Genomic DNA, 16,161 nt, shown 5'->3' with positions numbered 1-16,161 from the left:
GCATCCAGTGGGAATAGCGGTTAAAAAACAAACAATTCGCGACCAAAATTATTTCGAAGCACAGTTCGCCACGATCAAAAGTGCGGCCAGTGCATTCGAACAGTACGAGAGCAAGACAGAAAACCTGTTGCATGTCGCGTTGGACAAGATTTTCGAGTTCGGTGAAAACATCCGCCAAGACCCGCAGGCATTCGAAAGATTCCTGAGCAGCCACGAAAAAGCCTGCAACAAGGTGACAAAAGCCAATCCCTACAATGCTCTTGTCGATCTGGCCTTTTCCGGTGAGCGGAGCAAATCGTGGCGCAGTCAGATGACCAATGTTCTCGCTCTCGCAGCGGAAACAATCGGCGATCAGCAGTTTGTCGATTGGCTCGTCAGCAACGGCGGCGTGTCGGGCTGTTACCTTCTCGCCGTCAAGCACTTTGCCCGACCGGCGACAGCCAAGGCCGAAAAGCTGCGTTCGGTCCGGTTGAATACGATATCGGAAGAGTTAAAGCGCAAGCCGATTGTAAAAACCGCTTTGCCGGGTGTCAGCCTGCCGGATGGCTTTCATCGGTCGATGCTGTTTTCGCAGGGCGGCCAGACCTTCCTTGTGGATATCCGCGAAGACGATAGCGACGCGACAATCGAAAAGTACCTGCTGGAAGCGATAGGTGACAGGGTCGTTACAACTCATCCGCTTGCTGACAAGCCGCTGTTTTCTCTGTATCGCGCCATCGATCTGATTTCCGGCACCTGCAAACTGTCATCGGCAGATCAGTTGCAATGCATTGCCATCTGGAACGAGGATGCCCAAGACGGCCCTGTTACAAAACTCCGCTTTCTTTCCGAAGCTTACAGCTTCACCAATGCCACGGTCACGCTCGCCCATGCGCTTCCCGAATTGAATGGCAAGGGACAGCGCATTCTTGATCTGGCCAAGGCCGATATCTTCCGGCAGCAGTTTCAGCAGGACACTGCTTGGACGATCCATGAGGATAATAGCGAACTGATCTTGGCCGACAACGCTAAATCCCCCACGCGTCTGACATTGTTACCGGTGTCTGACTACGCAGATAGAAAGCTTCGGCAGTGCCGCAAACTCGGATTGCGCACACGGCACTTCACGATGCTGCTGGACGCGATGCAACGCGATAGCAAGAATCTCGATATCGCGATGACCCTGTTTCAGAAGGCAAACGCGCAAAGGACGACGCTCATCTCGCGACCGAAGCGGTTCCAGTGGGTGTTTAACGGCAAGCATATCGAACTCGGTTTCGAACAGACGTCTGGCATGATGAACACCAACTATCGGTCTGTTGCGTTCAAGGACACGACGACCACGTTGCCCCAAAACGAGCTTTTGCCTGCCGATGCGCAGGCTGTCTGGAATTCCTTCGTCGCCCATGGGGAAGACATTGGCGGATACATCGCGCACGGCGAAGTCGAAGACGCTGCATTTTGCATTGAACATACCTTCGTCAATGGCGATACCGTGGAATACAGATCGCCGTTGATCATCGGAAGGAAGATGGACCCGACGCAGATTTGCGAACCGTTCGTTCAGGCAACCGTACCAACGCCGCCTGCACCACGAACGCCGCCGCAGGGATCAAAAGGTTCAACGCAATCGGGAAACTCCGGCGAATCTTCTGGCAAAACGAAAGCGAGTTCGACTCCTGCTAGCACTGCTACGAGTGCTACAGCCGCTCTCAATCATAGCCCCCGAAACTACGCATTGATCGAGAAGAACCATAGAAAAAAGACGAACTTCCCGGCCACACCATTATCCTGCCGAAATGCTTTCGGAGCATTCATCACGAGCTACCTTCCCAGCGATCCAGAACAGCGCGAAAGCCGGAAATTCGATCTTGAATGGCAACTGGAATGGTGGCGACGGATGACCGACATCCCGGTTCACATCATTGCCTCGAACTGGAGCGATGAAGACGTTGCCGCAAGCAAAGAACTAGGCTTGCTGGCTGGGCATGGGGGCAACATTTCCCGCGTCGGGCCACGCATTCTCATTGAGAACCGCATCGATTGCTTCAATCAGCTTTACATGAGCGCATTCGATTGGGGCATCATGATGGATGACGATGCCGTACTGATGCAGGCCGAGAACCATAACAGCAGCTACCGTCTGTTCTCGGAGATGGCTGAAAACGGCGTAACTGCCTACGATGGCGTTGACGTGTTCGCCCCCATTTATAGCCGGAAAGTGCCGTTCAATAAGGAGCTCAATGGCGACGGCAATCCATATACGGCCAATCACGTGTTCAAGAAGAACACCGATCTCAAAGGCAGCATGATCGTGGTAAGGAACTTTCGGAAGGAAGGCCGCGAACTGCTGCTTCCCGATCGGAGTTTCCGAACGCACGGCGAAGACACTTATCTTGCCTTGCAGGCGGTTGCGCTTGGCTATTCCACCATGACGAGTTGGAACATGGTTCTGGAGGAACTCTCCGGTAAAAGCACGTTCGCCGATGGCGACGATGACAGGACGGAAAAGATGCGGGAGGGCCATGAACAACTCGTCGCAAAATTCGGCCAGCTTGGTTTGCGCATGAAGGCAGCCTCTCATTCCCTCTATAAGAAGGAATTCGAAACCCGCTGCTGGGGCGCAAAGGCAAAACGGATAGAAGTCCCCAAGCCACACGTAGCATCGCTGGAAAAGTTCGTTGAGCGAACTTTTGCCGCATGAGCAGCGGTCAGAGCAAATCGACCGCCGCTTTCATCATTTCATCCCGCACGTCGATATAACGCTGGGTTGTCGTCAAATTGCGATGCCCCGCCAGTGTCATGATGACTTTCGGACTGACGCCAGAATGTGCAAGGCGGGTAATGAACCAGCGCCGACCGCTATGCGATGTTGCGCCATCAAGGCCAGCGTGCCGATATAGTTGGCCCATCAACTGACAAAGCGTGTTGGCGGAAAATGCAGTGTGTTTTTGCGTCAGAAGCAATGGCGCATCCGGCAAACGTTCAACCTGCCATTCGCCGCAATAACGTTCGATCTCCCGGCGCAGCTTTTCGTTGACAAAAACCACTCGGGCATGACCGCCTTTGGTAATTTCAGCACGTAATCGCAATTGCGCCCGCACAAAACCATCTCCATCAAACACATCACGCACAGTCAGCGCTGCAATTTCTCCGACCCGTAATCCCGCCATATGCGACAGCATCAACGCCAGTCGATTGCGGCCTGCGTGTCGGGATTGTGCGACCACTGCAAGCAACCGTTTGAATTCCGCGTCCGTCAGCACACGCGCTTGTTTCATGACAACCTCACAAAATGCAGAGTTTCCATGCCTTTCGTTATGTTACCAAAGGACAGGAAGGGCGAGCGCAGAATGACGTCGAAAATTATTCAATGGGTGCAGTGCTTTAGGGATCGCCGAGATGACAATCTAACAAAATGCGTATTTTTTTAGGTTAATCGGAAGAGAATTTAGCAGTGGCAACGGTACTCACAACGCGTATCACGCCAACAAGGTTTCCGATTTGTTCACGAGGCAATATGCCTTCGAGGCAATCATCATCGGAGATTGTACTTATGGGGTATTGAATGTGGAATGCAGCTGGCATCGGCGGTGGGGCGAACAATTACAAATGACTGCATATCTCACCTCTGAAACCATGTGGATTATCATAGGCTTTCTTGGTCAAGCCATGTTCTCCATGCGCTTTATCGTGCAATGGATCGCCTCTGAAAAAGCCGGGAATAGCATTATTCCGCACACATTCTGGTATTTCAGCATCGGCGGCGGGCTTGCCCTGTGCGCGTATGCGATTTACCGGCAAGACTTGGTTTTCATTCTCGGCCAAAGCACCGGCCTGTTTATCTATGCGCGCAATCTGTACCTCATCCGGCGCAAGGAATAGCAAACCGTTGTCGCTCAATAAGTACAAGGACCTGCCTAGTGAATTTTTCTACCATAGCCAAAAATCTGTGGCTCCCTTTCGTTATCTTCGCCTTGTTCTTGACCGCCATTGCGTTCCGGCCTTTGCTGCCGGTTGATGAAACGCGCTATATGACGGTCGCGTGGGAAATGTTTTTGCGCCAAGGCTGGCTCCAGCCCTTGACAGTGAATTTTGAGCCGTACCACCACAAGCCGCCGCTGCTATTCTGGCTGATAAATCTTTCATGGTCGGTATTCGGGATAAGCCGGTGGGCGGGCCTTATCCCTATTGTGCTGTTCTCGATGGCCTGCGTCTATCTGACGGGCTTTTTAAGCAAGCGTCTTTTCCCTGAAATCCAAGACCGCCAGCGCGTCCAGCTTATCATGGCGGGCGGCATTCCGTTTATGATCTATGGCACGCTGGTCATGTTTGATTTCGTGCTGTGTGCCTTCGTGCTTCTTTCCCTGATTTGCCTTTACTATTTCCGGCAGGAACGCCACTTACGCTATGCACTGCTCATGGGCCTGTGCTTTGGCATGGGCGTGTTGACCAAAGGCCCGGTGGCTTATCTCTATGTCTTGCCGGTCGCGCTTCTGGCCCCGTTCTGGATGAAAGAATTTTCCCGGCCCGCGCAATGGTACGGCGGCATATTGGCCGCGCTTGCCGTTTCCGTACTGCCGGTTTTATTCTGGCTGGTTCCCGTTCTGAAAGCGGCGGATAGCGACTTTGCATTCTGGTTGGTCTGGAATCAGACCGCCGGGCGGATAACGGGGAATTTCAACGCCGCGCATGTGCGCCCGTTCTGGTTTTACTTGCCATTCATCCCGGTCATTTTCATGCCGTGGCTTTTCTTTCCGTCATTCTGGCGCGGCCTGTCCCATGCCAAGGCCGGGCTGAACGGGCACGAGGGTTTGCGCTTTCTTGCTTTCTGGCTCGTGCCGGTCGTGATCGCCTTTTCCCTGATAAGCGGAAAGCAGCCGCATTATCTCGTCCCGCTGGTGCCAGGCGTCGCCATGCTTGCGTCGTATTGCCTTCAAAGGCTTGAAACGCGAACGCTGGTCAAGGCTTTCGCCGCCGTTCTGGTGCTTTTCATCGGTGGGCAGATGATCGCCTCGCACAATTTTCTCAAGCGATACACGCTTGAGTATGTCGCGGACATCGTGAAGACGCAGCCGACGCGCGATCTGGCCTTTGTCAGCAGTTATCACGGCGAATTAGGCTTTATGGCGCGGCGTGAAACGCCGGTCGACAGCCTGCAAATAGAGCAGCTTGCGGCATGGTTTGAAGCGCACCCGGACGGGTGGGCGGTCGTGCGTTTCAAGGACGACCAGCCGGAAATTAAAAATCTCAAGATGATTTTCGCCCACCGTTACCGCGGTAAAAATCTCGGAGTGTTCGAGAAATGAAATGGCTATACGATAAAAAGTGGTGCTCCCCAGCCGTTGTGCAATGGATTCATGATCCCGCCGGATTGAAGGTTACTGAACGTTCGACACTAGAGTATTTACCACGATCTATATGGAGATCTCATAAAAGTGCAAATATATAGTCAGGGCTTGAAGCTAGCGCAAAATTAGCACATGCGATAAAAGTGTAATAATATCAAATTATTATTGGCATATCACCTAATTGAAAATGCGCACGTTGACCTTTCTAGGGGGTAAGGGCTAAGTCCTTCATCGGTACGATTTCGACGTCGATCAACGTGGATTCGTCTGCGTTGCGTCGCACCAGAACAACTGAATGGGCTGCGATTGCCGCTTTCATGAGTGCTGTGAAATCCTCAAGGATTGGCTCGATAGGATTATCTTGCAGTTTTACCCATTCATCGGGGAGCACAATATTATCGTATTGCTCGTAAGTTGCCTTAATGGGCCAATCCCGATGAATGAGCCTTTCCGGTGCGAGCAAATGAACTGTCTTTTTGAATACGGCGTCATAAAGGGCATTAGTGCGGTGGGACTTTTGCTCGTAGTCGTATAGCATTTTGATTGGCTGCCCGCTCGTGTCCAAGCGTACCGCTTCTCCAGCTTTTTGCTTCTCACGCATAACCTTTGACAATTTTTCATGTCGCGATTCATCTCCTTGTGCGAAATGCTCCATTTTCAACGGAGACACGCCAATCGACGAATGTGATGTTGCAAGATCGAACTTGTTCGTCATTCGACCTTGCTTGTCGAATTCGTAAGCCACAATACCAAAGCCGATAATCACACGGAAACAGCGCGTATTCATGTCGAACGATATAAAGTCGATAATCTGCTTGAGTGCTTGCGCTATCTTTGAACGGCTTTCGTAGACTTTCTCGTCCGATCCGGTTTCCCATATCGTGCGCTCGCTGGCGATCCGTTCGGCAAGTGAGTTAGCGTTACGTTCTGCACTGTCCAGCGTCATTAAATCCGCGCGAAATATTTCGAGTTCGGCTTTCGTGCTGTCCTCACGGGATCGACGGTCACTTAACTCGCGCATCAATTCGGCTCGAACTTCGTCTCTATCGGCCAATGCTGCAACTGCTATAAGGTTCTTGCGCTGCCTCTCCAATTCCGCGAGTGTGGTTTCGTGGCTCGCAATCTTCTCCTGCAATTGCTGCTTTCCGGTGGTGTTGTTCTCACGAGCGAAGGCCGAGAACGAATGAAACTCCTTCACGTGGTCGAGAATGGCGCTCTCAACCTTATCATACCGGAATTGTCCGGTTGGTCCGGTGCATGTGCCGCCACGGTAATTGTTGTCGCAACGAATGTACTTCTGAGGATTGTTTGCAGCGCCGCCCGTTTTAATGAGCATTCGGCCCTGACAATGGGCGCATGTTGCGAGCGGCCCGATTAAGTTCGTGAGCCTTTCGCCTTTTCGTCCAGCTGAATTACGAACACGCTTGTTCTTTTGCACTCGCCAGAACAGTTCCTCGTTTATCGTGGCGGGGAGATAACCGCGCAGCGCTTCGCCGTATGGTTGTGACTTTCCGTTAACGCGATGAACCGGCTGATACGTTCCGATCACCGCTTCGTTCCGTAAAATTAACCCTACCGTTGGCTGTTGCCACACACCTTTGCCCGTAAGGGTAGGGGTCTTCGCCTCATTGAGACGGCGAGTAATTACGATCTGGCCTATGCCTGCATCGGCCCATTCGTATATCTGCCGCACAGTGTCGGCATGTTTGTTCAGCCGGTACTCATATTTGTCCGGCGCAATCTCGATTTGATCGAGCCAACGAAACATATGATGCGAAAAGCGTGTCTCACCAGCAAGCGCCCGTTTGCGTCTGCCTTCTGCTGCTCGTTGCAGTCGGTCACTCTTCGTCTGGCTCTCTTCATGTGCGCGAGACATGATTGCCAGCGACATCATTAATTGCGTCCAATTCTCGTCAACGGTCGCATCCGAGTAAACCTGCTTATCTGCAAGCGTTACAATGGTTATTCCGGCGTTGATTAGTTCGATGAACGGGCCGAGCGCATTGCGAACTTGCAGTCGTGAAAGACGATCCAACGACTCCACGAGCAGGTAACTACCGCGTTTGATTTGTCCGCTTTGTACGAGTTGCAAAAACTGTCCAAGCGCACCGGATCGCACGTTTGCGCCAGTGTAAGCGCTGACGCCAATATCGTGCAGTGTGTCGTCCAGACGGAGGTTGTTTTCGGCTGCATATTCGCGACTGCGTTCAAGCTGGCGACGAAGCGAATCACCCTTCAACTGCTGTTGGGTACTCATGCGCACATAAGAATATGCGGTGGGGCGAATGTCGGTTTCTTCCATCGATACAGCCTTCTTTAACCATTAACAGCTATGGTTAAGAAACTCCTTTCATTTAGCAGTTGCTAACTAAGTCGCTTAACGTAATAGCACAATACAAAACTTAACGTTAAGTTGTATTTAACTTTTGCCGAATAGTCTTCCCCGCAAACATCCGTACCCGTCGCTTTCTGCGGCGTGATTCTCCGATGGGGCAGACATATGAAACGTCTTACGAAAACTCTTTTTGCCGGTGTGGCGGCATCGGTTGCCCTCACGGTTATGGCACCTCTCGCGCTGGCGGCCGATATCATTGAACCTGTACCGGAAGTCGTTGTCGCTCCGCCTGCTGTGGGTGGTTGGTATCTGCGCGGCGATATCGGTTACTCAAAGACCAAGTTCAAGGATGCGGATTACGCGACCATCGATAATTGCGACACCTGCGGCGGCGGTTCGCCGACCTTCGGCAGCAACACGCTTTATGGCGATCTGAAAGGTTCGTTCCTTGTTGGTGGCGGCGTCGGCTATCAGGTGACGGATTATTTCCGCACCGACCTGACGGTCGACTACATGACGCGCGCCAAGTTCAACGGTCATACCTACGGTTCGGCCTGTAATGGCGATATCGACTGCGCTTCCGATGAGCGCGGCCGTTTCTCGGCCCTCTCCATTCTGGCCAATGCCTATGTCGATCTCGGCAATTTTGCCGGCTTCACGCCCTATGTCGGCGCCGGTATCGGCGGCACTCGCGTGAAGTGGGGCGACCTTGATGATGTTCGGTATGGCGGCACGCAGGAAGGCGCTGCCAATTGGCGCTTTACCTATGCGCTCATGGCCGGTGCATCCGTCGATCTCACGCAGAACCTCAAGCTCGATGCGGGCTATCGTTATCGCCATATCAATGGCGGCAAGATGTTCGAGGGCAACCAGTGGATCGGTGACGGTTACGACAAGGGCATGAACGTGCACGACGTGCGTGTGGGCTTGCGCTACATGTTCGGCGGTGCAGCTCCAGCCTATGCCCCGCAGCAGGTTTCGACCATCGTGGACGGCCCCGTTTACAAGTAAAAAAGCAAATTGCCGAAACGAAAAGAGGCCCGGTCATCCGGGCCTTATTCATTTAGAAATACGGTAAATATATCCCTATATTTATGCGATCTTAACCATGTTCATTCATACATGACGATACATTCATAAGCGGGGATTTCATCATGTACATGCAATGGCGTGCTTTCTGTTCGCCGGCTGCGCTGCTGGCCGGATTCTGCATCGCATCGCAGTCCTTTGCCGCCGATCTCGATACGATCAGCTATGAGCCGGGCGCTCCGGCGCAGCAGCCGGTCGAGGTAGGCTCCGGCTGGTATCTGCGCGGCGATATCGGCTATAACATTTCCTCCAACGTCAAGGTTCAGACCGAGACGGCTTTCTGGAGCGCATCGCAAAGCTACGACCTGGACAAGAATGTCGTGCCGTCCGTCGGCGTCGGCTATCAGTTCACGGATAATCTGCGCGGCGACGTGACGCTCGGCTATTCCAAGCAGGGCTTCGACGACCTGGATGTCGACGTTCGCAGCTGGGACATGATGGCCAATGCCTATGTCGATCTCGGCAATTATTATGGTTTCACGCCCTATCTTGGTGCGGGCCTTGGCTTCGCCAATGTGCGCTATTCCATCAATACGGCCTATGGCGACTACAAGACGGACGATGATTATCGTCTTGCCTGGGCGCTGATGGCGGGTGTCGGCATCGATGTGGCATCCAATATCAAGCTCGATATCGGCTATCGCTATGGCGTCATCGAGGGTGCTGATGTTGCGAGTGCGGCAGGCATCACGCTCAGCGATAAGGACATTCAGTCCCATCAGTTGCGCGCCGGTGTGCGCTTTACGACCTGGTAATACCAAGCCTCATCGAGACTTGGTTAAGGCCGTGCGGCAATTGAGCATTTCCAGGGCGTGATGCGTTAGCATCTTAGCGCCCCGCTATAATCGCAGCGGGCCTCCTGGCCCGCTTTCCAGTTCATTTGTTTAAGCGCCAGCGAATTTTTCGTTTTCATATGCGCCCCAAATCCTTACAGGTGACAGAACGCGTCGAATGCGTTTCCTGAAAGGGGAGGGGTTATGAAAGCAATCGCTGCACTATCGGATTTTGTTGGCCGCACCTTTGCGGTCTGGGTCATTGTCTTTGCCGTTCTCGGCTTCCTGCTGCCGTCCACGTTCAGCATTTTCGCGCCATGGATCGTGGTGCTGCTCGGCATCATCATGTTCGGCATGGGCCTGACCATTTCGGGTAAGGATTTTGCCGAAGTCGCCAAGCGGCCTTTCGATGTCGCCATCGGCGTGCTGGCGCAGTTCATCATCATGCCGCTTCTCGCCGTATTGCTGACGCGGATCATTCCGATGTCGCCGGAAGTGGCGGCGGGCGTCATTCTGGTGGGTTGCTGCCCCGGCGGGACTGCTTCCAACGTCATGACCTATCTGTCGAAAGGCGACGTGGCGCTGAGCGTTGCCTGCACCAGCGTCACAACCTTGCTGGCGCCGCTCGTGACGCCATTCCTCGTCTGGTTCTTCGCCAGCCAGTATCTGCCGGTGGATGCAATGAGCATGTTCATCAGCATCGTGAAGGTAATCCTCGTGCCGCTGGCGCTTGGCTTCGTGTTGCAGAAGCTGGTGCCGGGACTGGTCAAGGCGGCGGTGCCGATGCTGCCACTGGTGTCTGTGGCGGGCATCGTGCTGATCGTGGCGGCGGTGGTCGCGGTCAACAAGGCGGCCATCGTCCAGTCCGGCCTACTGATCTTCGCGGTCGTGGTCCTGCACAATTGCTGCGGCCTGCTGCTCGGCTATTTCGCCGCGCGTTTCGCGGGCCTGTCGCTTGCCAAGCGCAAGGCGATCAGCATCGAGGTCGGCATGCAGAACAGCGGCCTTGGGGCTGCGCTCGCCAATGCGCATTTCTCGCCGCTGGCGGCGGTGCCGAGCGCGGTTTTCAGCGTCTGGCACAATATTTCGGGTGCGCTGGTCGCGAACTATTATGCGCGCATGGAAGACGATGCTCCCGAAACGCAGACGGCGACACGGTAATGAAATTCTACCGCCCGAAGCAATTCGGGCGGGTTTCGTTAAAATATTCCCCGAAAGCCGTATTGAGGAAAAACGCGCTTTCGGCTATCCCGGTAAGTGGGCCACGTCTCCCCAACGAGACGCGTGCTATCTGAGAGGATAGAAACAACATGACGACGATTGCGAAGCCGGCAGTTCGCCCGGCTAATCCTAATTTTTCATCCGGTCCCTGTGCAAAACGTCCCGGCTGGTCGCTGAATGCGCTGGTCGATGCAGCTCTTGGCCGTTCGCACCGCGCGAAAATCGGCAAGACGAAGCTGAAAGACGCCATCGACCTTACCCGCGAAATTCTTCAGGTGCCTGCCGATTACCGCATCGGCATCGTGCCGGCATCCGATACCGGCGCTGTCGAAATGGCGCTGTGGTCCATGCTCGGCGCGCGCGGCGTCGACATGGTCGCGTGGGAAAGCTTCGGCTCGGGCTGGGTCACGGATGTCACCAAGCAGCTCAAGCTCGAAGATGTGCGCACCTTTGAGGCGCCTTATGGCGAGATTGTCGATTTCAGCCAGGTCGATTTCGACCGCGATGTGGTCTTCACCTGGAACGGCACTACGTCGGGCGCGCGCGTCCCGAACGCCGATTTCATTCCCGCAAGCCGTAAGGGCCTGACCTTCTGCGACGCCACATCGGCGGCTTTCGCGCAGCGTCTCGATTTTGCCAAGCTCGATGTTGTCACCTTCTCCTGGCAGAAGGTGCTGGGCGGCGAAGGCGCGCATGGGATGCTGATCCTCAGCCCGCGTGCTGTCGAGCGTCTGGAAAGCTACAAGCCTGCATGGCCTCTGCCGAAGATTTTCCGCATGACCAAGGGCGGCAAGCTGATCGAAGGCATCTTCACTGGCGAAACCATCAACACGCCGTCCATGCTCTGCGTGGAAGATTATCTCGACGCGCTGAACTGGGCGAAATCGCTCGGCGGTCTCGACGCGCTGGTTGCGCGCGCCGATGCGAATTTCGCCGTCCTGAACGCTTTCGTGGAAAAGACGTCGTGGATCGCCAATCTGGCCGTGAAGCCGGAGACGCGCTCCAACACCTCCGTCTGCCTCACGATTGTCGATCCGGCAGTAACCGCCTTGTCAGCCGACGAACAGGCCGCTTTCGCCAAGGGCATCGTCACTGCTCTCGACAGGGAAGGCGTTGCCTATGACATCGGCGCTTATCGCGACGCGCCTTCGGGTCTGCGCATCTGGGCTGGCGCGACGGTGGAAGCTTCCGATCTGGAAGCGCTGACGCATTGGCTGGATTGGGCTTTTGCAACGCAGAAGGCAGCGCTGAAAGCTGCTGCCTGATACGCATTTCATGCATGACACCGTGGTCCGCGTTGGGGCGGCCACGGTCCGCATTCTCCCATTACAGCGCATTTCCTGAGGCAGAACGGTCTGCGTCATCACAGGAATGCATGGTTTGAAAATGTTTGAAGGAGGCCTCAATGGCACCTCGCGTTCTCGTATCCGATAAGCTTTCGCCCACTGCCGTCCAGATTTTCAAGGATCGCGGCGTGGAAGTCGACTATCTGCCCGATCTCGGCAAGGACAAGGAAAAGCTTCTCGAAGTCATCGGCGATTATGACGGTCTGGCGATCCGTTCGGCCACCAAGGTCACGGAAAAGCTGATTGCCGCCGCCAAAAAGCTCAAGGTCGTCGGTCGCGCCGGTATCGGCGTGGACAATGTCGATATTCCGGCGGCTTCGCGCCGCGGTATCATCGTGATGAACACGCCTTTCGGCAATTCGATCACCACCGCCGAACATGCCATTGCGCTGATGTTCGCCGTGGCGCGGCAATTGCCGGAAGCCGACACATCCACCCGCGCCGGCAAGTGGGAAAAGAACCGCTTCATGGGCGTGGAAATCACCGGCAAGACGCTCGGCGTCGTCGGCTGCGGCAATATCGGTTCGATTGTCGCGACCCGCGCCATCGGCCTGAAAATGCATGTGGTGGCGTTCGATCCATTCCTGTCCGAAGCCCGTGCGCAGGAGCTGGGCGTTGAAAAGGTCGAGCTGGACGAGCTGCTCGCCCGCGCCGATTTCATCACGCTGCACACGCCGCTGACCGACAAGACCCGCAATATCATCAACGCGGAAAACCTCGCCAAGACCAAGCCCGGCGTGCGTATCGTCAATTGCGCGCGGGGCGGGCTGATCGTGGAAAAGGATCTGGTCGCGGCGTTGAAGTCCGGCCATGTGGCAGGTGCGGGTATCGACGTCTATGAAACGGAACCGGCGACCGAAAACGAACTTTTTTCGCTGCCCAATGTCGTTTGCACGCCGCATCTGGGCGCGTCGACGGCGGAAGCGCAGGAAAATGTCGCGCTTCAGGTGGCCGAACAGATGTCGGACTATCTCGTGAAGGGCGCCGTTTCCAACGCCATCAATATGCCGTCGATCACGGCGGAAGAAGCGCCACGCCTGAAACCGTTCGTGAAGCTCGCCGATGTGCTTGGCGCTTTCGTCGGTCAGGTGACAGACGAGCCGATCCAGGAAGTGGAAGTGCTGTTCGACGGTGCCACCGCCACCATGAACACACGCGCTTTGCTGAGCGCGGCTTTGGCCGGTCTCATCCGTCCGCAGGTCGCCGATGTGAACATGGTTTCCGCGCCGATCATGGTGAAGGAACGCGGCATCATCGTTTCGGAGGTCAAGCGCGACAAGTCGGGCATCTTCGATGGCTATATCAAGCTGACGGTGAAGACCACCCTGCGTGAGCGTTCCATCGCCGGAACCTGCTTCTCGGACGGCAAGCCGCGTTTCATCCAGATCAAGGGAATCAATCTCGATGCCGAGGTTGGTCCGCACATGCTTTACGTCACCAACAAGGACGTTCCGGGCATGATCGGCCTGCTTGGTACGATCTGCGGCAAGCACAACATCAACATCGCAAACTTCTCGCTCGGACGCGACCATCCGGGTGGCGATGCGATTGCCATGCTCTATGTGGATGAACAGATTCCACAGGCAGCACTTGACGAACTGACGGCTCAAGAGGCAATCAAGGCGGCAACACCGCTTGAGTTCAACGTCGGAGAAGTTTGAGAAAATGGTTGAAGAGATGGTACAGCCGGAATGGCGGCGCATGCACGAGCATGATATTGCGAGCGTGACCGCCGTCGCCAATGTTGTCCATCTCGACTTTTTCGAGGATGAGGCGGTCTTCCGGGACCGCTTCACGCTTTATCCGGCTGGCTGTTTCGTGCTTGCCCGCGAGAGCGAGATTCTGGGTTACGGCGTCAGTCATCCGTGGAAGCTCGATACGGTTCCGGCCCTCAACGCTGTTCTGGGCGAATTGCCGGAAGATACCAACACTTATTACATTCACGATATTGCGCTTCTGCCCGAAGCACGCTCCGGCGGTGCCGCCACGCGCGTCGTTGAGCTGATGGCCTTGCAGGCCGAACGCGACGGCTTCGTCACCATGTCGCTCGTCGCCGTTAATGGCTCGCAGGGCTTCTGGGAAAAGAAGGGCTTTGTCGTCCGCGATCTCCCGGCGCTGGAGGAAAAGCTGAGAAGCTATTCGGAGGATGCGCTCTATATGGTCCGCGCCGGTTAGGCCGCCGATCTGGTCGGCGCCCTGCCTTTTTATCCTTGGAAGATGCCGCGCATCTTGTGAAGATATGTGGCAATTTTCCAGCCTCTTGAACTATGGATGCTCGCCAATTCGCGCTCCAGATTATCGGCTCTGTTAGATTCGTGGAATCTGAACATTTCAGATTGCTGTAACATCAGGTTTTTTTCTTTTAATTCTTCCCGCAAAATATCTATATGAACACTATGATGGGATTGCGGGGGCAAATCCGTTGAATAAGAGTATTTTTCTCCATCAATTGTACTTCTTATAATTCTGGAGAGTCTTTCAGACTCTAAGAACATATCTTTCTTTAAGCTGCTCATGTTTGAGTATCCAGTGAATATATCATATAGTATTGTACGATTTGGCGGAGGTAAATCGTACGTCAATTCTTCAAATCTTAACCAAAGTACGCGCCCATCACATTCTTGTTCTATAAGGGAACGGAGTTCAACGGTCAGCTGGCTTCCGTATTCGGAGACTTTCTCGCTTCCAGAGAAATATTCTTCAGTGACATTCTCCAAAGAGCGACCTGAAAAATTGGTTCTCATCGCCTGATAGAAGTTTGAGGGTTTAATGAAACCCTTCACGCCATCGTAGCCTACGAGGATTACTGGTTTCTTCGAAGCCAGTCCCTCAAGGGCAACGCGGCCCATACCCGCAACGCCAGCGAATCTGGCCATGTAGGAATGCACGTCAGTTTTAGTGCCGAGAAACTCAACGAAGTCCGCGAGTCCGTTAGTTGCGAGTTTTTCCATCAGTGCTGTACGAGCTGATCCATCGCCGATGATTACGATACCCGGCAGGTTGAGGGACTTAGCGATCGTTATAAATTCATAAATTCCGACGATCTTGAATTCGTCGAGCCGGGAGACAATCAGCCATCGCGGGTCAGCCACATCGTGGGCGACCACTTGGGAAAAAACAGATAAATCTATAGAGTTTGGGAGTATTTTCACAGTATCGGGGTTGGTATAAGGTTCGACCAATTGGGCGACTTCTTCCGAGACCGCTAAAATCAGCGGCGTGTTTGGTAGTATCACCTGCTTCAGGAGGAGGTCGTGTAGTGGGCTATAGCTTGCAATGGAAGTGGGGCCATGCAGAGTTAATACGAAACCAGTTCTCTCAAATTCTGCAGCAATGAAGGCAGCAAAAATCGAAATAAATGGATGCGCATGCACTAAGTCGATCTTATTGGTGCGGATCAGTTCTCTCAAAGAGTGAACGGTTTCCCAAAGACTCTCGATTGATTGGGAAGGTTCGAAATCCAAATCTCTTGTTATCGACGCTATTCCATCTGGAATAAGTGCATCTTCAAACTGTTTTCCTACTGCGAGATGCACTTTCCAACCGTCTTCAGTCAGTTGCCGAATCTCTCCAGACAGGTAAGTTTCCAAGCCGCCAACAGTAAAATTCTCAGTGACTATAAGTATATTTTTCATTCGCCTATCATCAGAAACTTGTATTTTTGATTTCGTTAGAGTCGGCGGTCTAATGATCTGCGCTATCTTCACATATAGCTCGAATGGCTTTTGCCCCAATCCCCAAACCCATTCCGTCCCCTCTTCAATTATCGCATGAAATTCAGGACCCGATCAATAGCTTTGGATATGAGAGGAGAATGGTAGTGGATATGAGAACCGAGTTAGCAGCAGGAATTCCGGTTCTCAAAATCACCTTTTTTGCCTCCCTAGAGACGGAATCTCTACCGATCTAGTCCCGCGCGCTAAAAATCGCGATTTTCTTGCACGAAAGAGTCGCGCAATCCCGTTTCAATCTGTATAGAGACGAGGGATCAGCACCCTGTAGCCTCAGCTGGCGATGACCGGGCCGCTTCGATCCTTGGATTTTCAAATAGAAGCCAAGGAGTTTCT

At 53.9% G+C, this 16,161-nt stretch carries 12 protein-coding genes; 9 read left to right on the top strand and 3 right to left on the bottom strand.

The window, feature by feature from the left end; all coding sequences use genetic code 11:
* Positions 1–127: 127 nt before the first annotated feature.
* Complete coding sequence (locus tag J9800_RS20055) at positions 128–2,683, top strand: hypothetical protein (protein ID WP_162707519.1); 2,556 nt, start codon at positions 128–130, stop codon at positions 2,681–2,683.
* Positions 2,684–2,690: 7 nt separating this feature from the next.
* Here J9800_RS20055 and J9800_RS20050 read toward each other — a convergent pair whose 3' ends face one another.
* Positions 2,691–3,245, bottom strand: coding sequence for a tyrosine-type recombinase/integrase (locus tag J9800_RS20050; protein ID WP_353618745.1), 555 nt, complete (start codon positions 3,243–3,245; stop codon positions 2,691–2,693).
* A gap of 346 nt (positions 3,246–3,591) precedes the next feature.
* Here J9800_RS20050 and J9800_RS20045 point away from each other — a divergent pair, with 346 nt between their 5' ends.
* Entirely contained in the window at positions 3,592–3,864 is a 273-nt protein-coding gene (locus J9800_RS20045; protein ID WP_112591451.1) for a lipid-A-disaccharide synthase N-terminal domain-containing protein, read from the top strand.
* Entirely contained in the window at positions 3,759–5,288 is a 1,530-nt protein-coding gene (locus tag J9800_RS20040) for an ArnT family glycosyltransferase (protein WP_162707520.1), read from the top strand. The genes J9800_RS20045 and J9800_RS20040 overlap by 106 nt, the downstream gene beginning before the upstream one ends.
* 247 nt (positions 5,289–5,535) lie before the next feature.
* Here the strand turns inward: J9800_RS20040 and J9800_RS20035 are convergent, their stop codons facing one another.
* Positions 5,536–7,632 carry a recombinase family protein gene (locus J9800_RS20035; protein ID WP_112591455.1) on the bottom strand — a complete coding sequence of 699 codons (2,097 nt, stop codon included), beginning with the start codon at positions 7,630–7,632 and terminating at the stop codon, positions 5,536–5,538.
* 198 nt (positions 7,633–7,830) lie between these two features.
* On the opposite strand from J9800_RS20035, the gene J9800_RS20030 reads away from it, so the two are divergent.
* The 6 genes from J9800_RS20030 to J9800_RS20005 all read left to right on the top strand — a co-directional run bounded on the left by J9800_RS20030 (position 7,831) and on the right by J9800_RS20005 (position 14,269).
* Entirely contained in the window at positions 7,831–8,676 is an 846-nt protein-coding gene (locus J9800_RS20030) for an outer membrane protein (protein ID WP_114216889.1), read from the top strand.
* Positions 8,677–8,819: 143 nt separating this feature from the next.
* A complete protein-coding gene (locus tag J9800_RS20025; RefSeq protein ID WP_114216888.1) occupies positions 8,820–9,509 on the top strand; it encodes an outer membrane protein in 690 nt (229 codons plus the stop codon).
* A gap of 222 nt (positions 9,510–9,731) precedes the next feature.
* Entirely contained in the window at positions 9,732–10,688 is a 957-nt protein-coding gene (locus tag J9800_RS20020; protein ID WP_112591461.1) for a bile acid:sodium symporter family protein, read from the top strand.
* 149 nt (positions 10,689–10,837) lie between these two features.
* A complete protein-coding gene (locus J9800_RS20015) occupies positions 10,838–12,013 on the top strand; it encodes a phosphoserine transaminase (protein WP_114216887.1) in 1,176 nt (391 codons plus the stop codon).
* A gap of 140 nt (positions 12,014–12,153) precedes the next feature.
* Positions 12,154–13,755 carry a phosphoglycerate dehydrogenase gene (serA, locus tag J9800_RS20010; protein WP_112591465.1) on the top strand — a complete coding sequence of 534 codons (1,602 nt, stop codon included), beginning with the start codon at positions 12,154–12,156 and terminating at the stop codon, positions 13,753–13,755.
* Between the two features lie 4 nt (positions 13,756–13,759).
* Positions 13,760–14,269 carry a GNAT family N-acetyltransferase gene (locus J9800_RS20005; protein ID WP_114216886.1) on the top strand — a complete coding sequence of 170 codons (510 nt, stop codon included), beginning with the start codon at positions 13,760–13,762 and terminating at the stop codon, positions 14,267–14,269.
* Positions 14,270–14,298: 29 nt separating this feature from the next.
* Here J9800_RS20005 and J9800_RS20000 read toward each other — a convergent pair whose 3' ends face one another.
* A complete protein-coding gene (locus tag J9800_RS20000; protein ID WP_162792699.1) occupies positions 14,299–15,729 on the bottom strand; it encodes a glycosyltransferase in 1,431 nt (476 codons plus the stop codon).
* Positions 15,730–16,161: the final 432 nt, after the last annotated feature.

This window comes from Ochrobactrum sp. AP1BH01-1, assembly GCF_018066705.1.
In the GTDB taxonomy this organism is placed as follows: domain Bacteria; phylum Pseudomonadota; class Alphaproteobacteria; order Rhizobiales; family Rhizobiaceae; genus Brucella.
This window is presented reverse-complemented; position numbering and strand designations above follow the sequence as displayed.